The following is a 25,170-nucleotide window of genomic DNA, read 5'->3' as shown; positions in this document are numbered from 1 at the left end:
ATGCCCCATATTGATTTTGACACGATTCCGGGCAGCATCCGCGTGCCCGGGCAGTACATTGAATTTAACACCCGCAATGCCGTGCAAGGTTTGCCGCAAAATCCGCAAAAGGTATTGATGGTTGCCCCCATGCTGACCGCGGGCAGACAGCCCGCCTTAGAGCCGGTGCAACTGTTTAGCGATGCCGAGGCGGCCGATTTGTTCGGACAAGGCTCGCTCGCGCATTTGATGGTGCGCCAAGCGTTTGCCAACAACCCTTATTTGGATTTGACCGTTATCGGCATTGCCGACCACAGCGCAGGCGTGCAGGCAACCGCAACCGTTACCCTTTCCGGCACGGCCACCGCGCCGGGCGTGGTGGAAATCACGATTGGCGGCAAGCAGGTAAGCACGTCCGTTAACACCGGCGAGACCGCCGCCACAGTGGCAGGCCGTCTGAAAACCGCCATCACTGCCGCCGATGTAACCGTTACCGCATCCGGCAGCGGCGCAGCCGTGACGTTGACAGCCAAACACAAAGGCGAGATCGGCAACGAGAGCGGCTTAACCGTGAGTACCGGCAATACCGGCCTGACTTATCAAGCCAATGCCTTTACCGGCGGCGCCAAAAATGCGGACATTGCCACGGCCTTGGCCAAAGTGGCGGGCAAGCATTATCACATTATTTGCAGCCCGTTTAGCGATGACGCCAACGCCAAAGCCTTGAGCAACCATATTACCAACGTATCCAATGCCATCGAGCAGCGCGGCTGTATCGGCGTATTGGGTATGAGTGCGACCTTGAGCGCGGCCACCACCGCTACCGGCAAAATCAACGACGGCCGCATTACCTGCGCTTGGTACAAAGGCGCGGTAGAGCCAAACGGCATCATTGCCGCAGGTTATGCGGCGGTGTTGGCCTTTGAAGAAGACCCTGCCAAGCCGCTGAATACGTTGGAAATCAAAGGGCTGGCCGTTACACCTGATGCGCAATGGCCGCTGTTTGCCGAGTGCAACAATGCGCTGTACAACGGCTTGACCCCGCTGACTGTGGTCAACAACCGCGTGCAGATTATGCGTGCCGTATCCACCTATACCAAATCGGCCAACAACACCGACGACCCGGCACTACTCGACATTACCACCATCCGCACGCTGGATTATGTGCGCCGCAGCGTTAAAGAGCGCATTGCCCTGCGTTTCCCGCGCGACAAATTGAGCGACCGCCTGCTGCCCAAGGTTAAGAGCGAGATTTTGGACGTATTAATCAAGCTCGATCAGGCCGAAATCATCGAAAACGCCGAAGCCAACAAAGGCAAGCTGGTAGTGGCGCGTGCGCAAAACGACCCCAACCGAGTGAATGCCATCATCCCCGCCGACGTGGTCAACGGCCTGCATGTGTTTGCCGGGCGCATTGATTTGATTTTGTAACCCTTTCAGACGGCGTTTAAACCTGTTTTAAAGGCCGTCTGAAACCTTAAAAAAGGATAAAACATGAGCGATGCAACTTATGCCGGTACGGTGATCATGGAGGTTAACGGCCGCGACATCGAAATTGTGAGCATCAAGCCGCAAACTACCACCGGCCGCAAGCCGGTCAAAACCATGAACCGCAACGGCCGAGTCAACGGTTATTGCGACGGCGTAACCGAACACAAATTAAGCGTGACTGCCGCCATTCCGCTCGACGGACGCGCCGTGGATTGGGACAACATCACCAAAGCCAAAATTACCATCTACCCCATCAATCAAGAAGACAAACGCACCTCTTATCTCGACTGCTTTACCGTGGAAACCAGCGAGCAATACGAGACCGACAACGAGGCGCGTATCGATATCGAGATGGTGGCGCTGCACAAAATCACGGAGTAACGCCGCATGAAACACGAGTTTGATTTGGTGTGGGGCCTGCCCTTGCCGGGCGGCGGGGTGGCCAAACGTGCCGCACTACGGCCGCTGACTATCGGCGGCGAACTGCGCGCGCAGGCTGCGTTGGAAGATATGGATTGGGGCGAGGCACAAAGCGAAAGCGGCAAAGCCCGCGCCCTGATGACTGAAACCTTGGCTTATTGGGCGCAGCAGCTGACCGTTGAGGGCATTACCCCCGAACAGCTAACCGCCGAATACCTAGCGGAAAACCTGACCGGCGAAGACTACGGCATCATCTTGGCCGCACAGGACGACCTGCGGGCAAAATACACCGCCGCTGGGGAAAACCCCGGGAACACCACGGCGGCCGCCGAAAGACCGAGTCCCGAAACTACCGAAACTGCCACCGCAATTACCGACAATCCGTCATCTTGATGGCCAAAGCGGGTATATCCGCCGATGCCGTGGCCGGTATGTGCCACGCCGAGCTGGTGGCTTGGTTTGGAGACATCTTGGACAGCTTAGGCGTTAAAAAGCCCACGGATGACGGAGTGATTATCTCGAGGCGGTTGCCTAAACCGAAGGGATAATCTAAATACCGTCTGAAACTTAGATTTCAGGCGGTATTGCTATTTACACACATTGTAATTAACATATTTTCCCTTTCTATATATAAAAAGGGGAATATTTTGGTGTGGTTAATGTTAATTTGGTTTGTATTCTTTTTTGGCGTGGTAGCTATAATCAAACAGGTGCAAAGAAATAAAAAAACAGCATTTGAAAAAGAAAGACAAGCATTAATTGAACAGCATCGACAGCAAGAAAAAGAAAGACTGGAGAGAATAAGGCAAAGAAAAATTGAAGAAGAGAAGCGGCTGCATACACTTAAGGGGTTTATGCGAGAAGTGCATGATTGTCATCAATACGCGAAAACGACAGCAGGTGATTACTTTAAAAAAAGCCAATCAAGCAGGTTATCTATAGATGACAGAAACAGAATGATCTTATGGGAATCTTTGGAAATATGCTTGATTAGTGATAACCCTAAAACCATTCAATCAAGATCAAGCGTAATGAATGACATTTTAAAGGATATGAAATATCCACACATTCCGATTGGTGATAAAGAAATTAGGTTGGTAAATACAAGGCATTACATGGTTTATATAGAGCATTTAAATTTTAAAATAACCACCTATAAAACCGATAGGTCAAAAGAAAAAGCTAGAAATGAAATCCAACAGGTAATTAAAGATGCCTTGAATGATGAGTTTATTTATCAAGGTGCATTTAAAGAATTTTTAAACAATCAGGCTTGAAGCCTCTTAAATCCCGATTCAAACAGCCTTTAAACCATAATTAACCGTGAGTTAATGTGAGTTTAAAGGCTGTTTTTTTATGGCAAACGGATTGATGAAATTGGTGTTGTCGCTGACCGGACGCGATGACGGCGCAAAGCGGCTTTTGGCCGAAACCGAGCGGCAATTGCAGCGCACGGCCACATCGCGTATGAAAATGGCTCGGGCGCATAAACCTTATGAAATAACAGGTATCCGCTCTGAAAAGGCGATACAGCGTGAAATCAAACTGACCGAGGCGGCATACAACCGCCTTAAACGCAGCGGCACGGCTACACAAAACGATTTGGCGCGTGCGACGAAAGCACATAAACAACGCATTGCTGAATTAAATGCAGAGTTGGGTAAAAGCTCGAAACTGCAAAAAGGTATGGCTATCGGCGGCACCGCACTTGCTGCGGGTACGGCAGCCTATGCCGCGCTTAAGCCTGCAATGGATAGCGCCAAGCAGATGGATGCCAATATCGGGCAAGTTGCGCGTAACGCATTTATCGCCGACTCGGATAAATCTGCCGAATGGATTGCCACATCGGGTAAGGCTCAAGTGCGGTCGCTTATCGACGAGTGGGTAAGCAAGTACGGGGGCAATGCCGATGCGGCGGCGCAATTTATAAATGCGCAAATGGCACAAGGTTTATCGTTTGAGCAAATCAAAAACGACCAAGGCCGAGGATATCTAACCATGACCGCGACGTCGCAAAACGGCCATTACGACTATAACGGGGTGGCATCGCTCTATAAGACGTTTACCGATCAAGGACTAACCGGCGACAAGCTAGCCCGCGCCGTTGAAAAAACCATTCAATCAGGCTTGGACGGTAAATTTGAAATTGATGACGTGGTGCGTGAGGCTCCCGGTTTGTTTGCAAGCATGGGTAAAGCAGGTATGACCGCCGACAAAGATATCGACTACATGCTGGCATGGATGCAGTCCGGTGCCAATAAGGCGGCAACAACCAGCGAAGCGGCCAACAATATTAATAATGCTTTGGCCAAAGTGGTGTCGTCTCAAACCGGCAAAAACGTCCAAAAACATTTGGGGCTGGATTGGCGTAAAGAGGTTTTGGCAGGCCAAGGCAAAGGCGAAAACTCGATAGAAGTGTTGGCGAGACTGATTAATACGCATTTGGACAAAAACAAAGAGTATCAAAGCTATTTAAGTAAAGCCAAAGCGGGGGATGCTAATGCTGCGGTGCAGGCCGAAACGATCCGCCGTGAATTGGTTGCAGAAATATTTCCCGACTTGCAGGCGCAAAGCGGGTTGATTGCGGCAATGGACTTTAAACAAATGCAGGATTACCAAGCCAAAACACGGGCAACCGATGATGGTAAGGTCGATAAGCTCAATCAGGCGCGTATGTTGGATGCTGCTGCCCAACAAGAGCAGGCCGATTCTCTTAAAGTGTTACGCCAAGACCCTCAAAAATTCATCGAGGCCGAAACGGCATTCAAACAACTGACTGCTGAATTTCCCAGCGCAACCTTAGCCCTGCAAACGCTTGCTGCTGCCGCAATGGCTGCGGCGGCGGCTCAAGGCTTAATGGGTGTGTTGGGTGGTGGCGGTTTGGGCGGCGGTGCGGCGGCGGTTGGCACAGCCGCACGCTTCGGCCTTGTTGGTATCGGTGCTGCTGCGGGCGGTTTGGGTTTATGGGATGCCAACAGCCGCATCAACCGCAATGAGGGTAAGGGATTTACAGAGGGCGGCCTAAACAGCCGCGCGGCGGGATATGCCGAGTCTGCTTTAAGCGGCGCGGCTTTGGGTGCGGCCGTCGGCTCGATTATCCCCGGTATCGGCACGGCCATCGGTGCCGCAATTGGGGCGGGCGGCGGCTTGTTGACAGCGGCCATTACCGATGCGTGGAAAGAAAACCCACCGCCCAAACCTGCGGGCATGGCTGCCGAACCCTTGCAACCATTGCGCCCGCTCGAACCCCTTAAACCCGCCGAGCCGCTTGTGCCCGTCATTACCCAGCAAACCGCCGCTTACCAAGCTGCGATTATCGAGCAGACGGCGCAATATCAAGCCGCGCTGAATGAGGATACGGCGGCGGTAACGGGCGGGCTGAATCAAATTAACAGCACGCTGGCGGCGGCCAACCAAACCATCAACAACAATATGACGGTAACGCTCGACGGGCGCGTGATCGCCCAAGAGGTGTCGCGTTATCAAGTGGCCATGTTCGGCCGTGGAGCGGGTCAATAATGAGCGGATGGCATACCTTATTGCAGGACGCATCTTACAAGGGCGTCGGCTTTGATATTGAGGCGGTGGACGAGAGCAACGGCAAGGCATTGGCCGAGCATGCGCGGCCGTTTGTGCAGGGTATCGACCTCGAAGACATGGGCACGACCGGGCGGCAGGTGCAGATTAAGGCGGTGTTTTGGGGCAAGGACTATGCAGGCCGTCTGAAAAAGCTGCTGGATGCGCTGGAGCAGCCGGGCGGCGGCGTGCTGGTGCACCCTGTTTGGGGGCGGATGCACAACATGATTGCGGCATCGTGGAGCTACCGCCATGAGGCTGATTATGTGGATTATGCCGGCATCGATATTACTTTCCGAGAGGCGGCCGAGGCGCAGGAAATCTTTGTATTTGAAAACGCCTTTTTGGTCGAGCTTGAGGCGTTGATTGCCGATATCGACACCTACCGCGAGGCGGCTATCGGCTTTATTGATGCGGTGTTGGCGGTGGATGCGGGCGTATCGGCTTTATGGGGCAGCGCGCTGGGCATTTGGAGTGCGGCATCGGGTACGTTTGGCGCGGTGCGCCGTTTGTTTGATTTGGACAAAATCGCCTTTCCCGACCGCGGTGGATACAGCGCAGCAGCGTTTAAAAGCGGCTCGGCCAAGCTGTTTGCGGATATGGCGGTCATGGTAGATACCGGCATACGCCGTGAGGCGGGTTTGGCTGATAATGCCATGCACCATGCCGGTTGGTCGCCGCGACAGCGGTTTGACGGGGCTGCGGCTGTTGCTGACCGTGCCGCCGCTATCCCTGATAATTTGCTTACCGGCCGCTTTTCAGACGGCCTGCAAAGCCGCTTGAACCGTTTAACCGCCAAACAAGTGCAGCCGGTGGCGCAGGCGGTGCGCCTGTTATCCACGTCATCGCTGTTGTCGGTGGCAACGGCATTAATCGAGGCGCACGGCGAAGAGATGACCGCGCCTGATTTGATTGAGGTTAACCGCGTCATTCGCCGCCGTATGCAGGCCGAGATTGCCGCCTTGCGGGCGGTGCAGACGGCTGCTGCCGAGTCGGGCACTCTGACGGCCAACGCCGTGTATACCGAGGCTTACCAAACCGCAGAATCCCTGCGCGCGGCGGCAGGCCGTCTGAATGCGTTGGTTGCGGCGGCCATCAACCAAAAGCCGCCGCTGATTGTGCGCCAAGCTCCAATCGACGGCACGATACACCAAATCGCCCACGAGTTTTACGGCGATATCGGCCGCGCAGCAGAGCTGGTACGGCTCAATCCCCATATCCACCACCCCGCGTTTATCAAGCGCGGCACTTTGGTCAACAGCTATGCAAAATAATTCATACGGTTATGCCGTGTCGGTGCGCGTGGGCGGTAAAGAGCACCGCCACTGGGAGCGCTACGACATCGACAGCGACTTTTTAATCCCTGCCGACAGCTTCGATTTTGCCATCGGCAGGTCGGGGCCGGAGGCGGCCATACCCGATTTAAGCGGCGAAACCTGCGAAGTGGTGATAGACGGCCAAACCGTGATGACGGGCATTATCGGCAGCCAGCGCCACGGCAAAAGCAAGGGCAGCCGCGAGTTGAGCTTAAGCGGGCGTGATTTGGCCGGTTTTTTGGTGGATTGCTCCGCACCGCAGCTCAATGTAAAGGGCATGACGGTATTGGACGCAGCCAAAAAGCTGGCCGCACCGTGGCCGCAGATTAAGACGGTAAAACTCAAAGCGGAAAACAACCCCGCTTTGGACAAAATCGACATCGAGCCGGGCGAAACCGTATGGCAGGCATTAACCCATATTGCCAACTCGGTGGGGCTGCATCCGTGGCTGGAGCCGGACGGCACGTTGGTTGTCGGCGGCGCGGATTACAGCAGCCCGCCGGTGGCGACATTATGCTGGAGCCGCACCGACAGCCGCCGCAATATCGAGCGCATGGACATTGAGTGGGATACCGACAACCGCTTTTCCGAGGTTACTTTTTTGGCGCAATCGCACGGCCGCAGCGGCGACAGCGCCAAACACGATTTAAAGTGGGTGTACAAAGACCCGACCATGACGCTGCACCGCCCCAAAACGGTGGTGGTGTCCGATGCCGACAATTTGGCCGCGCTGCAAAAGCAGGCTAAAAAGCAGCTGGCCGACTGGCGGCTGGAGGGATTTACACTCACGATAACCGTGGGCGGCCATAAAACCCGCGACGGCGTATTGTGGCAACCCGGCCAGCGTGTGCATGTGATCGACGACGAGCACGGTATCGATGCGGTGTTTTTTCTGATGGGGCGGCGGTTTATGTTGTCGCGCATGGACGGCACGCAAACCGAGCTGCGGCTCAAAGAGGACGGCATTTGGACACCCGATGCCTACCCCAAAAAAGCCGAGGCGGCGCGCAAGCGCAAAGGCAAGCGCAAAGGTGTGAGCCACAAGGGCAAAAAAGGCGGCAAAAAACAAGCAGAAACGGCGGTGTTTGAATGAGTTTGAGTAAATTGGCGAAAAAAACGGCACAAACTGCTAAAAACATCGGCGAAACCCTGCGCGCCGCCTTCCGCGGCAAAATCACGCTGGTGGTGTCGTCCGAGCCGATACAGCGCGTGCAGTTGAGCGGCTTGGCTGACGAAACCCTGCAAGACCTTGAGCATTTGCAAGAATACGGCTTTGCCAGCCACCCGCCCGACGGCAGCGAGGCGGTAGTGATACCGCTGGGCGGTAATACGTCGCACGGTGTGATTGTGTGCAGCCAGCACGGCAGCTACCGCATCAAAAACCTTAAACCCGGCGAGACGGCGATTTTTAATCATGAGGGTGCAAAAATCGTGATTAAGCAAGGCAAAATCATTGAGGCCGATTGCGACGTGTATCGGGTTAACTGCAAACAATACGAGGTTAATGCGGCCACGGATGCCAAATTTAACGCGCCGTTGGTGGAGACCAGTGCGGTGTTGACGGCGCAAGGCCAAATCAACGGCAACGGCGGCATGGCCGTCGAGGGCGGCGACGGCGCCACCTTTAGCGGCGATGTTAACCAAACGGGCGGCAGCTTTAACACCGACGGCGACGTGGTGGCCGGCGATATATCGTTGCGCCGGCACCCGCATACCGACAGCATCGGCGGTAAAACCTCACCGGCGGAGCCGGCATAGACAAGCAGACCTTTGGCAGCCTTCGGGCTGCTTTTTTTTTGCGTGCGGGATTGAAGCCCGTGTACTCCGTGAGGCCGTCTGAAAACGGCAAAATGCCAACATGGACAAAGAGCTAAACCCCGGCACCGGCGACTATACCGGCCGCACCGTCGATACGCTGCAAAATGCCGTGTACATCCGCCTGATGACACCGTTGGGCAGCTGGTGGGCGGATAAAACGCTCGGCTCGCTGCTGCATTTGTTGCAGCGCGAAAAAGACCTGCAACGGGTAAGCCTGTTGGCCGAGCAATATGCCGATGAGGCACTGCAACCGATTGTTAAGAGCGGGCGTGCCGACAAGATTACCGTGCGCGCAGAGCAGCCGCACGACGGCCGCCTGATCCTGCATATCCGGGTGGATACGGCGGCAGGCGGTTTTGACTACCGCCACGAAGTGCCCGTGATTTAAAGAGGTTTTAAAAGAGGTTTTAAACGTGTTTGAAACGCCGACATTTGAGCAAATCCGCGAGCGTATCCTGCGCGATACCAAAAGCCTGTGGCCGGATGCCGATATCAGCCCCGACAGCGACCATTATGTGCACGCCAGCCGTTTGGCCAGCTGCGCCGAAGGGCAATATGCGCATCAAAGCTGGATTGTGCGGCAGATTTTCCCGGATACGGCCGACCGCGAGTATTTGGAGCGGCATGCCTCCATGCGCGGCTTGCGCCGCCGCAATCCGACCACGGCCAGCGGCACGCTGACCGTAAGCGGCATTGCCCAATCCGTGCTTTCAGACGGCCTGCAAGTGCGTATCGGCCAGCGTTTTTACCGCACTACCGCCCGCGCCGTTATCGGCAGCGGCGGCACGGCGGAAATACCGGCAATCGCCGAAGAGCCGGGCGCAGCCGCCAATGTGCGCGACGGCGAGGCGCAACTGATGGCCGCCTCCGCCGGCGTGGCCACCGAATGCCGCCTTACCGTGCAGGGCGGCACCGACCGCGAAAGCGATGCCTCGCTGCTGGCGCGGCTGTTGGAAATCATCCGCCGACCGCCCGCCGGCGGCAACCGTTACGACTATAAAAACTGGGCGTTGAGTGTTGACGGCGTAACCAGCGCATATGTTTATCCGCTGCGCCGCGGCTTGGGCACGGTGGATATTGCCATTACCTCCGCCGACGGTGTGCCGTCGGAAGAAACCGTGCGCCGCGTGCAGGCTTATATCGACGAGATGCGCCCGGTAACGGCAAAAAATGCGCTGGTACTCAAGCCGACCGTAACGGCGGTGCCTGTTACCGTGCAAGTCAAGCTCGACGGCATCGACTTGGACGAGGCCAAACGCCGCATACAGACGGCTCTAAACGAATATTTCGACACCTTGATCCCCGGCGACGGCCTGACCGTGTCGCAAATCGAGGCGGCTATCAGCAATGTGGAAGGTGTGATCGACCGCCGTCTGACTACGCCGACGGCCAGCCGCGCCGCCGATACGGTTAACCGCATCGAGTGGTTTAAAGCGGGCGCGATTAATGTAACGGAGATGCCGTCATGAGCTATCAAGACATCTTGCGCGGACTGTTGCCCCCCGTGTCGTATGCCCGCAATGCCCCGCGTGTGCGGGCGCAGGCAGAAATAGACGGCGCAGCGCTGGATGCGGTGGCGGAATCGGCTCAAAGCGTTGCCGATGCCATCGACCCGCGCAGCGCCGGCCAAATGCTGGCTGATTGGGAGCGTGTATTAGGTTTGGACGGTACGGGTAAAAACCGCCAGCGCCGTGTGTTGGCCGTCATGGCCAAGCTAAACGAAACAGGCGGCTTGAGTATTCCTTATTTTGTGCGTTTGGCCGAGGCGGCGGGCTATCAAATCGAAATTAAAGAACCGCAGCCGTTCCGCGCCGGTGTCAACCGTGCGGGCGACCGCCTCGCGCCGCAGGAAATCATGTGGGTGTGGCACGTTAATGTGCGCGGCGGCAACAACCGCATTACCCGATTCCGCGCCGGTATCTCGGCAGCGGGCGACAGGTTGACCGATTACGGCGATGCCGTGATCGAGACCGTTATCCAAGATTTAAAACCCGCACATACCGCAGTGCGATTTACTTATGAGGCATAGACAATGCACGCTATCGATACCCCCGATAAACAGTTTAAAGACGGCAACGGTACCAGTGAACTGGGTACCATCCTGCCCGCGTGGTGGCTCAATCAGATTCAGGCCGAGCTGTTGGCTGTGCTGAGTGAGGCCAAAATCCAGCCCAATAAGGCTAAAACCAACCAGCTTGCGGATGCAATCAAACAGATATTCAGCGGCGCAGTGATAAACAACCTGACATCCGACGATACCAATAAGGCTTTGTCGGCGGCGATGGGCAAAAAATTGAATGAAGAGAAAGTGTCGAAAACCGGAGACGAAGAAATCGGCGGTGCAAAGACCTTCACATCCCTGTTAACCGCCGGACGTGCCGAGCATTGGGGGAAGATACGCATGCCCGTGCAGGGCGGCGGACATTGGTTTATCGAGGCGAATCCGCAATCAAATTTTACCGCCGGCAGTACGCTCAAAATAAACATTAAATATGAGCAGACTAGCGGACAAGTTCGTTATATTCATTTTCCAGAGCTCGGCAATATTAACCGGACGGTTGCGTATCAAGATTGGGTGAGAACTGAAATCAATAGTGCTACAAGCGACGCCGTTAAAACTGCGGGCGATCAAACCATCAACGGCAAAAAAACCTTTGCCGCCGTGGCCGATTTTTCTCGAGGCTTACGCGTATCGGGCGGCAATGAAGACTATTGGGCAGAGCTGGGCTATGCCGCCAGCACCATATATTTAAAAAACCCAGTCAGCAATAAATCGCTGCAATTGAACAACGACGGCTCCATCAAGTATCAAGGCGACAAAATTATGCTTGCTAGTGATAAAACCGATGCCGTCAATCTCGATGACAGCAACAAAATCGCCACGGCCAAAGCCGTTAAAACGCTAAACGACAAAATAGACAATGCCGTGCCGTCGGGTACGGTGGCCTATTTTGCGGGGCGAAATGCCCCCGCAGGCTGGCTTAAAGCCAACGGCGCAGCCGTATCCCGCACTACCTATGCCGATCTGTTTGCTGCCATCGGCACAACCTACGGCGCGGGCGACGGACGTACTACCTTTAACCTGCCCGACCTGCGCGGCGAGTTTGTACGCGGTTTTGATGATGGCCGCAACATCGACCGTGGCCGTGCATTGGGCAGCAGGCAGGCAGATGAAATCAAAGCGCACAACCACATGATGCCGGCAGGCGAGCCGGGCAGCCCGTCTTCTTGGCATTTGGCCGTTTACGGTACAGCGAGCGACCAACCCTACACGCATGTGGAAGACTTTACCTCGGCGACGCAAAGCAGCGTGAGGCATTTGGTATCAAGTACCGGTGGCAGCGAAACCCGCCCGCGCAACGTCGCGTTACTGGCCTGCATCAAAATTTAAGGCCGTCTGAAACCGTAGGGCGGGCATCCTTGCCCGCCGCCTAAACATAAATCCTAACAAGGAAAAATAAATGACCCAAAACATTCAATGGACAAAACCAGTCTGCCAACTCGATTCAAACGGCCTATATATCGGACAAACCGATGCCGATTTAGACGTTTATGCCCGCGACGGCAGCTACATTATCCCCGGCGGTTGCATCGACGTGGAGCCGCCCGAAAACCGAGACGGCCATGCCGCCCGTTGGACAGGCAGCGGCTGGGAGTACATCACAGACCACCGAGGAAAAACCGCTTATCAAACCGCCGATGGTCAAGCCGTGATTATCGATACTGTGGGCGAGATTTCAGACGGCCTCACGTTGGATGCGCCGCCGTCGGAGTGGCACACATGGAGCGGTAAAAAATGGGTAGTGAGCAAAGAGGCTAAGGCGCAGCAATTGGCGCAGGCTCAAGCCGCCAAGCTGGCCGAAGTCAACCGCGCCGCCCAAGCCTGTATCGACCAAGCGGCAGGGCTAAACAGAGTGCCCGAGTTTGAGGTCGCAACGTGGACAATCCAAGCCCTAGAAGCAAAGGCATGGCACGCCGATAACGCCGCCGCCACGCCTACGCTGGATGTTATTGCCGCCGCTCGTGGCGTGCCGGCAGACGTACTCAAACAAAAAGCCTACGAAAAGGCGGTTAAGTTTGAGATGTTGACCGCCCATATAGCCGGTTTGCGACAAGCCGCCGAAGACAAAATCTACGCTGCCAAAACTCCCGAAGATATTGCCGCCGTGCAATGCGATTTTTGCACCACGCCGCCATCACAAACTACAACGACCGAGGTGGCAGATGAGTAATCGCAAGATATATTTAGCTCTGTATAAGGGCAAAAAAGAGGGCCGCGGCCTCAAAGTAAGATGGGCGCGGTTTAGAGACTGGCTTGTGCGTACCGTAACCCGCAGTCCATACAGCCATTGCGAGATAGCCGTAACAGTCCATCCGCAAACACTTTACACATGCTACTCCGCCAGCGCCCGCGATGGCGGCGTGCGCTGCAAAGTGATGGCGCTGCCGGCCGAAAAATGGGATTTAATCCCCTTGCCGGAAAGTTGTATCCAGTCCGCCGTCAGTTTATATGCCCGCACACAAGGCGCACGTTATGACTGGTCGGGCGCAATCGGTACGGTACTCAAAACCCCGCCCAGCAAAGGCCGCTGGTTTTGCAGCGAATGGTGCGCTCAAGCATTCGGCCTTATCAAGCCGTGGCGGTATTCCCCGCAAAAATTAGCGATGGCAGTAAAAGGAGATTGATGCAGATTTAAACAAAGATGATTCGAGGGACGGCGACGTTACGGTGCTGTAACACCGTAACGCCAGCCAAGCAGACCTAACCTGCATTGACTTCAAGGCCGCCTTGCTTGTACAAGCGGCGGAATTTTAACCTAAACGGAGTAAATGCAATATGGTTAATTACCGGGAGCTGCGCTGCTCACATTGCCACAAGCTGTTGGCCAAAGGCAGCGGTAGCGTACAAATCAAATGCAGCAGATGCAAAACAATCAATACATTCAGTAAGTAATCATTTTATAATGCATGCGAGCATCATTTTTATTGACTATTTCAGAGCGCCGAAAGAGTGCCGGAGAGCAAGTAAATATGATGCAAAAATACTACTCTAAGGCACCGCTTCCATTCGCAGGGCAAAAGCGCAATTTCATCAAGCACTATCTCAACGTGCTGGATAATATACCCGGCAACGGCCAAGGTTGGACGATTGTCGATGTATTCGGAGGCAGTGGTTTACTGGCTCATGTAGCCAAGCGCGTCAAGCCCGCCGCCCGTGTCATATATAACGATTACGACCGCTACGCCGCCCGAGTAAAAGCCATCCCCGATATTAACCGCCTGCGCCGCCTGATTGCGCAACATCTTGATGGCTTCGGCAAAAACCAACGCATACCCGATGATCTTAAGCAAATCATTATCCAAGATATAGAGCGCTTCGACGGTTTCACATGCCATGTGGTCGTTTCGTCTTGGTTCTTGTTTAGCGGCCGCCAAGCCGCAAGCTGGCAGCAGCTATATAAGGCCGAGTGGTATTACAAATTACCGTTGTCTGATTACCCTGTTACTGACGACTACTTAGACGGCTTGGAGATAACGCGGCAGTCTTATATAGACCTAATCCCGCAATTTTCAGACAACCCGCAGGCGTTACTTGTGCTCGACCCGCCGTATTTATCCACCACGCAGGCCGCCTACGCACAAGCCAACCGCTTCGGCTTGGTAGACTATCTCAAGCTGGTAAGCCTAACCCGCCCGCCGTACCTGTTTTTCAGTTCGACCCGCTCCGAGTTTATCGACTACATCAACACAATCGTATCAATGCGGCTGGATAATTGGCAGGCATTCGACCAAGCCACACGCCTAACCGTGCAGGCCAAGTTAAGCAAGGATGCCGCCTATGAGGATAACTTGGTGTACAAGTTTTAAATAAGATTAAACCCCGCTTAAATAACCTTTAAACGGGGTGCATTTAGTGCAAAAGCTGTTAAGATTGCCAAATACGGCGTGGTGCAAAAGCTGGTAAGTTACTGTGCAAAAGCCGCCGCCGCTTTACACGGCATCTTGATAAAAGTATCGCGGTAATAACGCATCTCTTCGATGCTTTCCAAAATATCGTCCAAAGCCTGATGCGAACCTTTCTTCACCACACCTTTATACACGGCCGGATTCCAGCGGCGCGCCAGCTCTTTCAGCGTGGACACGTCTAAATTGCGGTAATGGAAATAGGCTTCCAATTTGGGCATATAGCGCACCATAAAACGGCGGTCTTGATGAATGGTGTTGCCGCACATCGGCGTGGTTTTCTCGGGAATCCACCGCGCCATAAAATCCAATAATTTCCGCTCCACTTCCGCTTCGGTGTATTGCGATTCGCGGACGCGCTGGGTCAAACCGGTGCGGGCGTGGGTGGCGGTGTTCCACTCGTCCATATTGTTCAAAATATCATCGCTTTGATGAACGGCATACACTTCCGACTGAGCCAGCACGTTTAAATCTTGGTCGGTGATAATCATCGCCACTTCGATGATTTTGTCGGTTTCGGGGTTCAGCCCGGTCATTTCCATATCGAGCCAGCACAGATGGTTTGCGTTTTGGGTCATTTTTCAGACGGCCTTTACATTAAAAATTTCAAACAGCAGCCATTATAAAGGATTTCAAACCGGCAAGGCCGTCTGAAAAACAGCAGGCTTACCGAGCCGTTTATAAATCGAAATCGTTGGAAAAATATTTCGGCATCTCCACCACATCAATTTTGTAACCCTTCAAGGTTTGGTGGTTGAAAAATACAAACTCATGGTTATCGCGGATTTTTTCGCCCATGATGTACACGTCGCTGCTGCTGGCCAAAATGTAGTAAGGCTTGTTTTCAAACACCATTTTGTCGTAGGTAGTACGGAAATAAGGCCTTGTGTATCCGATACAGAAAGCAAGTGCGGTGAAATAAAGAAAAAATAAAGGCGGTAAAAAACGGAGAATATTGTTCTTCGCTGCGTATCAGCGACATATCCATTTGAAAACGGTTGCCGATGCGGTGAAAAACAGCTGAAAACAATAAAGAAACGCCCAAGTAAGCCAATAAAATTTTCAAAGGCATATACCCGAGCAACAGATAACACTCCACCGCAATCGGGAAAAACAGCACATTGAGCAATACAAAAATTCTTAAGAAACCGATATGCTCAAACCAACTGCTTTTCTTCACCGCCCTCAGCAGCAGGTAGCCGATACCGTAACCCACGGCCAATACCAGCGACGTAATGCACACATAAGCCAAGCTGCGGGCAACATTATCCGGCCCTTTGGATACATGCCACCACGGATAACCATGAAAAAGCGCCTGCCCCCAGCCGTAGCAATATGCAGTTGCCCAACTGGTTATCCCCACGAAAGCCATTGAAACAGACGAATTGATGATTTTGTTTAAGCTGCGAATCATTCTGCAATAGCGATAAATCGGAAAATAGTTTTATGTAATATTATTACAATCCAAACAAATGCTCAAATCTTACTTACGATTTTTTGGATAAATATTGATATAAATCTAATTTGAGTAGAAAGCTTATACAGGCTGAGACCTTTGCAACACCCTCAGATGTGGATGCAGTTCAAGGCGTAGCAGCGCAGCGAGTGCAGACATATCATATGCGGGCAGCGCACAACGCAGAAATGTGCCGCAGATGGGGGGGGTTGCAAAGGTCTCAGGCTAATAATCCGACCGGGCAATATCCACCCGATAACACAAACGGCAGAACGCTGTTAGAGCATTCTGCCGTTTTACTAATCAAAGGCTTCGTCAGGTAGAAACTAGAGGTTATTTTCTCGAACCGCCTACACCCACTTCACCGCCCGGATGGTAAACCACACCGCCGATTTCCTCGGCATTCGGGCCGAAGAAGGTTAAGCTGTAATCACCGCGACCTTTTTTCTGAGTATCCGCCACACCTTCGATACCTTTACCGATAACGCGGCTGCCGTCTAAGGCATTGTGATGTACCACGTTTTTAATATCGGCTTCTTTCAACGTAATCGCACCGGTTTCAGCAATGCCGGTAACGCTGCCGCTACCCTTGCGGCTGTTGAAGTCAACCTCATAATTCAGACGGCCTACACTCGTATCGCTAAACGCTTGGCCGCTGTAAGTAAACTTACCTGAATCAGGTAAAGTTTGCGTAATATCGCCTTTGATCAGGCCGACTTTCATCGGGTCTTGTATGGTCACTTCCTTACCATCATTATCTTTTGCGATAACACGTTTGGGGCCTAAATAACCTGCAATAATGGAATGTTTTTGGCGGTAGGCACGCACGGATCCGTTGTTGGCTGTCGGAATATTGCTGAACGCAGACATGGCAAAGTCATCCAACACAATTTTTTTACCACCTGCATGGGTATGGCCGTTGATGGTCACGGTATAGGGTGGCTGAACAGGAGCCGCGGCAGCAGAACGGAAGGCTGTGGGTTGTGCAGCAGTATTTGCTTGCGTACCTTTTACTGCAATAGGCTGGGCATCTGATTGGGACGATGATTCCATCGTTACCGTATTAGAAGTTGTGGTGGAAGTAGATTCGACCGAAGGTTTGTCGCCTCCGCCGCCACATGCGGAAAGTGCCAGTAAAACTAAAGCTGAAAGTGCAATATTTGCTTGTTTGTTATTGATTTTTTTTCCTCTGAATGTGAAGTCCTTCATGTACATATAAACCTTTATAGTGATGACAAGGGTTCGCATCATATAGGCTCGCAAAGCAGTTTTCAACCGTCTGTATAAAAAAACAACCGAATATCTTTAAGTTTTGTTTAGCCGCTCATCATAAAAAAGCGCAGCACCGAAAAGCCGAGATGCCGCGAAAAGCTTACTTATACAGATACTACCACTTGTTTTACTATTTTTTATGTTTCATTACTCACCTTAAAAAGCATCGCTAACAAACTTGCCAAAAACGCCACACTTATAATATAACAACCGTCTGATCCTATTTTTCAGACGGCCCATCTATGAAAAAAGACCACCTCAACACCCCCGATTTCGATTTATGGCAGGCCATCCGTTTGGAAACGGAAGAAGCCGTTGAAGCCGAACCGCTGCTGGCAAGCTTTCTGCACCAAACCGTTCTGCGCCATTCCTCGCTGGACTCCGTGCTGGCCTACCATCTGTCGAGCAAACTTTCCAGCCCGATTATGGATGCCCGCGCTCTGTTTGAAATGTATCAGCAGGCTCTGTGCTGCGATACCGACATCATCGAAGCGGTGAAACTCGACCTGCTTGCCTGCTACGAGCGCGACCCGGCCTGCGACGAATATTCGCTGCCGCTGCTCTATTTCAAAGGCTTTCACGCTATACAGGCGCACCGCATCAATCATTGGCTGTATGAACACGGCCGTAAAACGCTGGCGTATTTCCTACAAAACCGCTCTTCGGAAGTGTTCGGCGTCGATATCCACCCCGCCGCGCGTTTCGGCCACGGCCTGATGCTCGACCACGCCACCGGCTTTGTTGCCGGTGAAACTGCCGTACTCGGCAACAATATTTCCATTTTGCACGGCGTAACGCTCGGCGGTTCGGGTAAGGAAAGCGGCGACCGCCATCCGAAAGTGGGCGACGGCGTGATGATCGGTGCCAATGCTTCGATTTTGGGCAATATCCGTATCGGCGAAAACGCCAAAGTCGGCGCGGGCAGCGTGGTGGTAGCCGATGTGCCGCCGCACACCACCGTGGTAGGCGTGCCCGCTAAGCAAACAGGCAAGGCAGTCAAGAATCCTGCCGGCGAAATGGATCAAAGCATGGGATTTATGATTTAACGCGCTTTGCTTTGTTGATTCATATTCTATTTCTATCCCCAAAATTTCAAATCAGATAGGCTGAGACCTTTGCAAAACCCTCAGATGTGGATGCAGTTCAAGGCGTAGCAGCGCAGCGAGTGCAGACATATCATATGGATAGGCAAACGAGCGAGCAGCGCACAACGCAGAAATGCGCCGCAGATGGGGGTTTTGCAAAGGTCTCAGGCTGCTGTCGGCAACACAATCCGGCGCAGCCTATCTTTTTTAGGGCCTTTCCGCCTTTCTTCTCCGACATCTTTTTAATTAACACAAATTAACAATTTAACCCTGTATTCTTTACCCAAAGGCCGTCTGAAAAAGGCCGGTACAACAACACAAACCGAAATCTTGCGAAATATCGGCGGTACACATCGCGCGCGGCATCAGCCGTGTTCGGAATGAAATACCCTAACCCGCTGTTTCCAAAAGATTCATCAACCATAAAACCACTCCAAAGGACACCTTCCATGACCGTTATCAAACAAGAAGACTTTATCCAAAGTATTGCCGATGCTTTCCAATTCATCAGCTACTACCACCCCGTCGATTACATCCAAGCCTTATATAAAGCGTGGCAAAAAGAGGAAAACCCCGCCGCTAAAGACGCGATGACGCAGATTCTGGTCAACAGCCGCATGTGTGCCGAAGGCCGCCGCCCCATCTGCCAAGATACCGGCATTGCCACCGTGTTTTTAAAAGTGGGCATGAACGTGCAATGGGACGCACAAATGAGCGTGCAGGAAATGGTCAACGAAGGCGTGCGCCGCGCCTACACCCACCCCGACAACACTTTGCGCGCTTCGGTTTTGGCCGACCCTGCCGGCAAACGCCAAAACACCAAAGACAACACGCCGGCGGTGATCCACATGGAAATCGTAGCGGGCGATAAAGTGGAAATAACCTGCGCGGCCAAAGGCGGCGGTTCGGAGAACAAATCCAAACTCGCCATGCTCAATCCTTCCGATTCGATTGTCGATTGGGTGCTGAAAACCATCCCCACAATGGGCGCAGGTTGGTGTCCGCCCGGCATCTTGGGCATCGGCATCGGCGGCACGCCCGAAAAAGCGGCTTTATTGGCGAAAGAATCGCTGATGAGCCACGTCGATATTCACGAATTGCAGGAAAAAGCCGCTTCGAGCGCGGAACTCTCCACCACCGAAGCCCTGCGTTTGGAGCTGTTTGAAAAAGTGAACGCGTTGGGCATCGGCGCACAAGGCTTGGGCGGCCTGACTACCGTTCTCGACGTCAAAATCTTGGATTACCCCACCCACGCCGCGTCCAAACCCGTGGCCATGATTCCGAACTGCGCCGCCACCCGCCACGTTGAGTTTGAATTGGACGGCTCCGGCCCTGTGAAACTCGACCCGCCTTCATTGGAAGACTGGCCGGACATCACTTACAGCCCCGACAACGGCAAGCGCGTAGATGTAAACAAGCTCACCAAAGAAGAAGTTGCCACTTGGAAAATGGGCGATGTACTGCTCTTGAACGGCAAAATCTACACCGGCCGCGATGCCGCCCACAAACGCATGGTCGATATGCTCAACAAAGGCGAAAAACTGCCGGTCGATTTCACCGACAAACTGATTTACTACGTCGGCCCGGTTGACCCCGTGCGCGACGAAGTAGTCGGCCCCGCCGGCCCCACCACCGCCACCCGCATGGACAAATTCACCCGCCAAATGCTGGAGCAAACCGGCTTGCTCGGCATGATCGGCAAATCCGAACGCGGTGCCGCCGCCTGCGAAGCCATTGCCGACAACAAAGCGGTTTACCTGATGGCGGTAGGCGGTTCGGCCTACTTGGTGGCCAAAGCCATTAAAGAAGCCAAAGTGGTGGCTTTTGAAGACTTGGGCATGGAAGCGATTTACGAGTTTGAAGTGAAAGACATGCCCGTAACCGTGGCGGTGGACAGCAGCGGCCAATCCGTGCACGCCATCGCACCGAAGCAATGGCAGGCGAAAATCGGCATTATTCCGGTTGAAGCCTAATCGCAGCCCAACTTAAAAATACAGGCCGTCTGAAACTTTTCAGACGGCCTGTTTTCTTATTACACGAAGTCCTCAGAAACTTTCCAATTAAAACGGCATGAGACCTTTGCAAAACCCTCAGATGTGGATGCAGTTCAAGGCGTAGCAGCACAGCGGGTGCAGACACATCACACGATAGGCAAACGGGCGGGCAGCGCACAACGCATAAATGCGCCGCAGATGAGGGTTTTGCAAAGGTCTCGGCATACCTAAAAACAGCCGCCCCCTACACAAGGAGTAACACAATGATTATGAAATGGTTTAAACAATTACTATCCGACACTTCCACGCCCGCCCGTTCCGTACCCAAGCTGCCGGAAGATTGGGGTTCTTATCTCTATCAAACCGATGACAATCTGCCCGCCAGCAACCGCCTGAATTTGGCCTTGCACGACCTTGCTCCTCTGGCCGGAATGGATCAACGCACTTGGATTACGCTCAAACTCCGCCAGCCCAACGAACACGGCTTAACCGCACCGGAAGAATACCCCGCCATCTGCAAAATCGAAGACGACATCACCGACGCCTTGGCAGCGCGGGGCGCAGTTATGGTCGGCTCCGTAACCGGCCACGGCCAATTCAGCCTGATTTTCTACTCCCCCGACACACAAGACTACGACAAAGTTATCGACGGCGTGATGAAGTCATACGGCGGCTACGAATACAGCTGCCACAGCGAGGCAGACCCCGAATGGGAAGCCTACTTACGCTTTCTCTATCCCGATGCCTACGAATACCAATTCATCGTCAACAGAAAAATCTGGACGCAACTCGAGCAGCAAGGCAACCTCCACGAAGTCGAGCGCGCCGTTGACCATTGGCTCCACTTCCCCACCGCCGACGATGCAAAAGCGGCTGCTTCCGAGGCTGAAGGTCTCGGCTACACCATGCTTGCCCTCGAGCATGTTTCAGACGGCGGCGAATATCCCCACCAACTCAACATCAGCCGTCACAACAACACCCTGCCCGACGAAATTGACGAATACGTGCACGAGCTGATGGTATTGGCCGAGAAAAACAACGGCTGCTACGACGGCTGGGGCTGCGTGCTGGTCACTCAAAAACCGCATTGAGCCTAGCCACATTCAGGCCGTCTGAAAACGGAATGTCCCAAGATAAACACGCTACGGTTTTCTGTTGCGCCGATATCCCTTAGACTGCATTTATCAAGCCGTCGCGCACCGTTCGCTGTCCGTGTCGTAAACGGGCAACGTTCCGTTTCAGACGGCCTGATGTGATGGAGACACTACACAGGAGAAAATCATGCCGATTACAAAAGGATTCAAAGCGCTGGTTAACGAAGCCATGAGCCAAATCACCACGCACAGCGTTGAAGAGGCGCGCCACCGTGCCGAATCGGGAAAAGCCGCCTTAATCGACATCCGCGACATCCGCGAACTCGAACACAGCGGCAGAGTACCCAATGCGTTTCATGCGCCGCGCGGGATGCTCGAATTTTGGGTTGACCCCGAATCGCCCTACCACAAACCGATTTTTGCCAACGAAGATACCGAGTTCATCTTATTTTGCGGTGCCGGCTGGCGCAGCGCCTTAGCCACCAAAACCCTGCAAGATATGGGCATGACCAACGTTTCCCACATCGACGGCGGTTTTGCGGCGTGGAAAGAACACAACGCGCCTATCGAGAAAAACGCTTGATCATCAAGATGCTTTAAAAGCCATGAGGCCGTCTGAAAAAATTCAGACGGCCTCAATAGTGAATCGGCTACATCTTGCCAGCTTCACACACTTTTAAACCTTAACGCGGTGTCACCATATCTTCCGGCTTCACCAGCTCGTCAAACTCTTCTCCACTGAGCAAACCCAAATCAATCGCGGTTTCACGCAAGGACTTGTCGTTTTTATAAGCCGTTTTCGCCACTTTCGCCGCATTTTCATAACCGATTTTGCGGTTCAGCGCCGTTACCAGCATCAAAGAGTGATGCAGGAAATAATCGATTTTTTCCGGCACGGGTTCGATACCGACGGCGCAATGTTCGTTGAAACTGTTGCAGGCATCGCCGAGCAGGCGCACCGATTGCAGCAGGTTGTAACCGATCACCGGCATGTAAACGTTTAATTCAAAATTACCCGACGCCCCCGCCATGCCGACCGCCACATCGTTGCCGAACACTTGGCAGCACACCATCGTCATCGCCTCGCACTGGGTAGGATTGACCTTGCCCGGCATAATGGACGAACCCGGCTCGTTTTCGGGAATCTTAATCTCGCCCAAACCGCAGCGCGGGCCGCTTGCCAGCCAGCGGATGTCGTTGGCTATTTTGTTCAGGCTCGCCGCCAGCGTTTTCAACGCGCCGGAAGCGTACACACAGGCATCGCGCCCGGCCAGCGCTTCAAACTTGTTCGGCGCGGTCACAAACGGCAAGCCGGAAAGTTCGGCCAGCTTTTCCGCTGCTTTCACCGCATAATCGGGATGGCTGTTCAAACCCGTGCCCACCGCCGTGCCGCCCAAGGGCAGTTCGTACAAACCTTTCAAAGCATCATTCAGACGGCCTAAACCGTGATCCAGCTGGCTGACGTAGCCGGAAAACTCCTGCCCCAATGTCAACGGCGTCGCATCCTGCAAATGGGTTCGGCCAATCTTAACGATAGATGCAAACGCCTTGGCTTTCGCGTCCAAAGTATCGCGCAGCGCTTTAACCGCCGGAATCAGCAAGCGGTTGATTTCAATCGCCGCCGCAACGTGAATCGCCGTGGGAAATGAATCGTTGGTCGATTGCGCATGGTTCACATGATCGTTGGGGTGTACGGGCTGATATGCAGCCAATCCCGTGCCGGCGATTTCATTGGCGCGGTTGGCCAGCACTTCGTTCATGTTCATATTGGACTGCGTACCCGAACCGGTTTGCCACACCACCAAAGGAAACTGCCCTGCCAGCTTGCCTGCCAACACATCATCCGCCGCCTTTACAATCAAATCGGCCTGCTCCTGCTGAATGCGACCGAGTGAGGCGTTGGTGTAAGCCGCCGCCTTTTTCACGAGCGCCATCGCGTTGATTAAAGGCTCGGGCAAGGTTTCGCCACCTATTTTGAAATTGTCGCGGCTGCGCTGGGTCTGCGCGCCCCAATAGGCCTCGGCAGGCACTTCCACATTGCCCATGGTGTCGTGTTCGGTACGGGTAGTCATCACTTTTCTCCTTTGTTGACGTGCTTACTTCGGAAACAATAAGCGCATTATCGCACACAAAGAAACAAATGATAATCACAATCAATTTATTCAATGAAGCAGATAAAAATCAGGCCGTCTGAACATTTCAGACGGCCTTTCAGCTTCAATCAGTTAATGATTAAAAAACTCTGTGTTTCAATCAACCACGCCGCCAAGTCGTGCCTCCCGCGCCGTCTTCAAGAATGATGTTTTCGGCGTTGAGCAAATCGCGGATGCGGTCGGATTCCGCCCAGTTTTTCTCGGCACGCGCTTGTTTGCGCTGTGCAATCAGACTTTCGATTTCTTCGTTGGAGAGGCCGTCTGAAACACTGCCGCCCTGCAAAAATTCCTGCGGATCGCGTTGCAGCAAACCGATGATGCCGCCGAGCGCTTTCAGGCAGCCGGCCAGCTCGGCACTGTTGGTTTTGTTGACTTCGTTGGCCAATTCAAACAATACGGCCATCGCTTCTACAGTGCCGAAATCGTCGTTCATGGTGGCGAAGAAACGGCGGGTGTAGTCGTTGGCGTTTTCGCTGACTGCAAACTCAGCAGGCGGCGTGTTTTTCAAAGCAGTGTACAAACGGGTAAGCGCGCCTTTGGCATCGTCTAAATGGGCATCGGAATAGTTCAGCGGGCTGCGGTAGTGCGCACGCAAAATAAAGAAGCGCACCACTTCGGCATCGTATTTTTCCAACACTTCGCGGATGGTAAAGAAGTTGCCCAGCGATTTGGACATTTTTTCGTTATCGACGCGGATAAAACCATTGTGCAGCCAATATTTCACATGACTTTCAATCGCTTTGCCGCCCGAACGGTTGTGGCCGCAACTACCGCCGTGCGCGCCGCAGCTTTGGGCGATTTCGTTTTCATGATGCGGGAATTGCAAGTCTGCACCGCCGCCGTGAATATCGAAAGTGTCGCCGAACAACTCTTCGCTCATGGCCGAGCATTCGATATGCCAACCCGGGCGGCCCTGCCCCCACGGGCTTTCCCACGCCGGTTCGCCGGGCTTGGCGGCTTTCCATAATACGAAGTCCAACGGGTCGCGTTTGAAACCGTCCACTTCCACGCGCTCGCCCGCACGCAAATCGTCCAGCGACTTGCCGGAAAGCTGGCCGTATGCGGCAAATTCGCGCACGGCGTAGTAAACGTCGCCGTTATCGGCGGCATAAGCCTTGCCGTTGTCGATCAGGCGTTGAATCATGCCCAACATCTGTTGCACATGCTCGGTAGCTTTCGGCTCCACATCGGGGCGGATTACGCCTAAAGCCGCCGCATCTTCATTCATGGCTCGGATAAAACGTTCGGTCAGCTCGCCGATGGTTTCGCCGTTTTCCGCAGCGCGGGCAATGATTTTGTCGTCGATGTCGGTAATATTACGCACATAAGTCAACGGATAGCCCTGTGCGCGCAACCAACGGGCAATCATGTCGAACACCACCATCACGCGGGCGTGTCCCAAGTGACAGTAGTCGTAAACGGTCATACCGCAGACGTACATGCGCACGTTTTTCGGGTTGATAGGAATGAATTCTTCTTTTTGGCGGGTGAGGGTGTTGTAAACGGTTAGCATGATTGTTCTTTAATATTGAGTTATGGAGACGCAAATAAG

Annotated in this window: 27 protein-coding genes and 1 pseudogene; 20 read left to right on the top strand and 8 right to left on the bottom strand. The window is 53.5% G+C overall.

Annotated features, from left to right (window positions below; translation table 11 throughout):
- From LVJ85_RS02105 to LVJ85_RS02030, 16 genes are all read left to right on the top strand, one after another.
- Entirely contained in the window at positions 1-1,410 is a 1,410-nt protein-coding gene (locus LVJ85_RS02105) for a phage tail sheath subtilisin-like domain-containing protein (RefSeq protein WP_244742947.1), read from the top strand.
- Between the two features lie 63 nt (positions 1,411-1,473).
- Positions 1,474-1,851, top strand: a complete 378-nt coding sequence (locus LVJ85_RS02100) for a phage tail protein (protein ID WP_244741040.1) — start codon at positions 1,474-1,476, stop codon at positions 1,849-1,851.
- A 6-nt stretch (positions 1,852-1,857) separates the two neighbouring features.
- Positions 1,858-2,283 carry a hypothetical protein gene (locus LVJ85_RS02095; protein ID WP_244741038.1) on the top strand — a complete coding sequence of 142 codons (426 nt, stop codon included), beginning with the start codon at positions 1,858-1,860 and terminating at the stop codon, positions 2,281-2,283.
- A gap of 257 nt (positions 2,284-2,540) precedes the next feature.
- On the top strand, positions 2,541-3,167 hold the full coding sequence (locus tag LVJ85_RS02090; RefSeq protein ID WP_244741036.1) for a hypothetical protein: 627 nt from the start codon (positions 2,541-2,543) through the stop codon (positions 3,165-3,167).
- 79 nt (positions 3,168-3,246) lie between these two features.
- The gene (locus tag LVJ85_RS02085) at positions 3,247-5,409 is read left to right on the top strand and encodes a PRTRC system protein F (RefSeq protein ID WP_244741034.1); all 2,163 of its coding nucleotides are present in this window, start codon (positions 3,247-3,249) and stop codon (positions 5,407-5,409) included.
- Positions 5,409-6,740, top strand: a complete 1,332-nt coding sequence (locus LVJ85_RS02080; RefSeq protein ID WP_244741032.1) for a DNA circularization protein — start codon at positions 5,409-5,411, stop codon at positions 6,738-6,740. Before LVJ85_RS02085 ends, LVJ85_RS02080 begins: the two co-directional genes overlap by 1 nt.
- A complete protein-coding gene (locus LVJ85_RS02075) occupies positions 6,730-7,875 on the top strand; it encodes a phage baseplate assembly protein (protein WP_244741030.1) in 1,146 nt (381 codons plus the stop codon). The genes LVJ85_RS02080 and LVJ85_RS02075 overlap by 11 nt, the downstream gene beginning before the upstream one ends.
- Positions 7,872-8,540, top strand: coding sequence for a phage baseplate assembly protein V (locus LVJ85_RS02070; RefSeq protein WP_244741028.1), 669 nt, complete (start codon positions 7,872-7,874; stop codon positions 8,538-8,540). Before LVJ85_RS02075 ends, LVJ85_RS02070 begins: the two co-directional genes overlap by 4 nt.
- 100 nt (positions 8,541-8,640) lie before the next feature.
- Complete coding sequence (locus LVJ85_RS02065; RefSeq protein WP_002217228.1) at positions 8,641-8,988, top strand: phage GP46 family protein; 348 nt, start codon at positions 8,641-8,643, stop codon at positions 8,986-8,988.
- Between the two features lie 25 nt (positions 8,989-9,013).
- Positions 9,014-10,069 (top strand): baseplate J/gp47 family protein, encoded by a 1,056-nt coding sequence (locus tag LVJ85_RS02060; RefSeq protein WP_244741026.1) that lies wholly within the window; start codon positions 9,014-9,016, stop codon positions 10,067-10,069.
- Entirely contained in the window at positions 10,066-10,629 is a 564-nt protein-coding gene (locus LVJ85_RS02055) for a YmfQ family protein (protein WP_244741023.1), read from the top strand. Before LVJ85_RS02060 ends, LVJ85_RS02055 begins: the two co-directional genes overlap by 4 nt.
- Positions 10,630-10,632: 3 nt before the next feature.
- Positions 10,633-11,991 carry a tail fiber protein gene (locus LVJ85_RS02050; protein ID WP_244741021.1) on the top strand — a complete coding sequence of 453 codons (1,359 nt, stop codon included), beginning with the start codon at positions 10,633-10,635 and terminating at the stop codon, positions 11,989-11,991.
- 70 nt (positions 11,992-12,061) lie between these two features.
- Positions 12,062-12,832 carry a tail fiber assembly protein gene (locus LVJ85_RS02045; protein ID WP_244741019.1) on the top strand — a complete coding sequence of 257 codons (771 nt, stop codon included), beginning with the start codon at positions 12,062-12,064 and terminating at the stop codon, positions 12,830-12,832.
- Positions 12,825-13,286: a hypothetical protein gene (locus tag LVJ85_RS02040; protein ID WP_244741016.1), complete on the top strand. Its 462-nt coding sequence runs from the start codon at positions 12,825-12,827 to the stop codon at positions 13,284-13,286. Before LVJ85_RS02045 ends, LVJ85_RS02040 begins: the two co-directional genes overlap by 8 nt.
- Before the next feature lie 151 nt (positions 13,287-13,437).
- Positions 13,438-13,554 (top strand): Com family DNA-binding transcriptional regulator, encoded by a 117-nt coding sequence (locus LVJ85_RS02035; RefSeq protein WP_082403005.1) that lies wholly within the window; start codon positions 13,438-13,440, stop codon positions 13,552-13,554.
- Positions 13,555-13,631: 77 nt separating this feature from the next.
- The gene (locus tag LVJ85_RS02030) at positions 13,632-14,468 is read left to right on the top strand and encodes a hypothetical protein (protein ID WP_244741014.1); all 837 of its coding nucleotides are present in this window, start codon (positions 13,632-13,634) and stop codon (positions 14,466-14,468) included.
- Positions 14,469-14,566: 98 nt separating this feature from the next.
- On the opposite strand, the gene orn is transcribed toward LVJ85_RS02030, so the two are convergent.
- The 4 genes from orn to LVJ85_RS02010 all read right to left on the bottom strand — a co-directional run bounded on the left by orn (position 14,567) and on the right by LVJ85_RS02010 (position 17,229).
- A complete protein-coding gene (gene orn, locus LVJ85_RS02025) occupies positions 14,567-15,142 on the bottom strand; it encodes an oligoribonuclease (protein ID WP_244741012.1) in 576 nt (191 codons plus the stop codon).
- Between the two features lie 100 nt (positions 15,143-15,242).
- Complete coding sequence (locus tag LVJ85_RS02020; RefSeq protein ID WP_244741007.1) at positions 15,243-15,419, bottom strand: hypothetical protein; 177 nt, start codon at positions 15,417-15,419, stop codon at positions 15,243-15,245.
- Complete coding sequence (locus tag LVJ85_RS02015; protein ID WP_244741005.1) at positions 15,409-15,978, bottom strand: hypothetical protein; 570 nt, start codon at positions 15,976-15,978, stop codon at positions 15,409-15,411. Before LVJ85_RS02015 ends, LVJ85_RS02020 begins: the two co-directional genes overlap by 11 nt.
- Before the next feature lie 375 nt (positions 15,979-16,353).
- A complete protein-coding gene (locus LVJ85_RS02010; protein WP_244741002.1) occupies positions 16,354-17,229 on the bottom strand; it encodes a Slam-dependent surface lipoprotein in 876 nt (291 codons plus the stop codon).
- Between the two features lie 305 nt (positions 17,230-17,534).
- On the opposite strand from LVJ85_RS02010, the gene cysE reads away from it, so the two are divergent.
- Positions 17,535-18,338 carry a serine O-acetyltransferase gene (gene cysE / locus LVJ85_RS02005; RefSeq protein ID WP_085363528.1) on the top strand — a complete coding sequence of 268 codons (804 nt, stop codon included), beginning with the start codon at positions 17,535-17,537 and terminating at the stop codon, positions 18,336-18,338.
- Positions 18,339-18,389: 51 nt separating this feature from the next.
- Here cysE and LVJ85_RS02000 read toward each other — a convergent pair whose 3' ends face one another.
- The gene (locus tag LVJ85_RS02000; protein WP_244742944.1) at positions 18,390-18,545 is read right to left on the bottom strand and encodes a lipoprotein signal peptidase; all 156 of its coding nucleotides are present in this window, start codon (positions 18,543-18,545) and stop codon (positions 18,390-18,392) included.
- Between the two features lie 281 nt (positions 18,546-18,826).
- Between LVJ85_RS02000 and LVJ85_RS01995 the strand changes: the two genes are divergently transcribed.
- Positions 18,827-20,350: a fumarate hydratase gene (locus tag LVJ85_RS01995; protein ID WP_244741000.1), complete on the top strand. Its 1,524-nt coding sequence runs from the start codon at positions 18,827-18,829 to the stop codon at positions 20,348-20,350.
- Between the two features lie 94 nt (positions 20,351-20,444).
- On the opposite strand, the pseudogene LVJ85_RS01990 reads toward LVJ85_RS01995, so the two are convergent.
- Positions 20,445-20,584: pseudogene (locus tag LVJ85_RS01990) on the bottom strand (lipoprotein signal peptidase); the annotation flags it as partial.
- Between the two features lie 50 nt (positions 20,585-20,634).
- Between LVJ85_RS01990 and LVJ85_RS01985 the strand changes: the two are divergent.
- Both LVJ85_RS01985 and LVJ85_RS01980 read left to right on the top strand, forming a co-directional pair.
- The gene (locus LVJ85_RS01985) at positions 20,635-21,462 is read left to right on the top strand and encodes a DUF695 domain-containing protein (protein ID WP_244740997.1); all 828 of its coding nucleotides are present in this window, start codon (positions 20,635-20,637) and stop codon (positions 21,460-21,462) included.
- A 190-nt stretch (positions 21,463-21,652) separates the two neighbouring features.
- Positions 21,653-22,048 carry a rhodanese-like domain-containing protein gene (locus LVJ85_RS01980; RefSeq protein ID WP_244740995.1) on the top strand — a complete coding sequence of 132 codons (396 nt, stop codon included), beginning with the start codon at positions 21,653-21,655 and terminating at the stop codon, positions 22,046-22,048.
- Between the two features lie 100 nt (positions 22,049-22,148).
- Here the strand turns inward: LVJ85_RS01980 and fumC are convergent, their stop codons facing one another.
- Positions 22,149-23,537, bottom strand: coding sequence for a class II fumarate hydratase (gene fumC, locus LVJ85_RS01975; protein ID WP_244740993.1), 1,389 nt, complete (start codon positions 23,535-23,537; stop codon positions 22,149-22,151).
- A 181-nt stretch (positions 23,538-23,718) separates the two neighbouring features.
- Complete coding sequence (gene cysS / locus LVJ85_RS01970) at positions 23,719-25,131, bottom strand: cysteine--tRNA ligase (protein ID WP_244740991.1); 1,413 nt, start codon at positions 25,129-25,131, stop codon at positions 23,719-23,721.
- Between the last annotated feature and the right edge of the window lie 39 nt (positions 25,132-25,170).

Source organism: Neisseria sp. Dent CA1/247 (assembly GCF_022870825.1).
Classification (GTDB): Bacteria; Pseudomonadota; Gammaproteobacteria; order Burkholderiales; family Neisseriaceae; genus Neisseria; species Neisseria zoodegmatis.
Note: the sequence above shows the minus strand (reverse complement) of the source record. Positions and strands in the feature narration are given on the sequence as shown.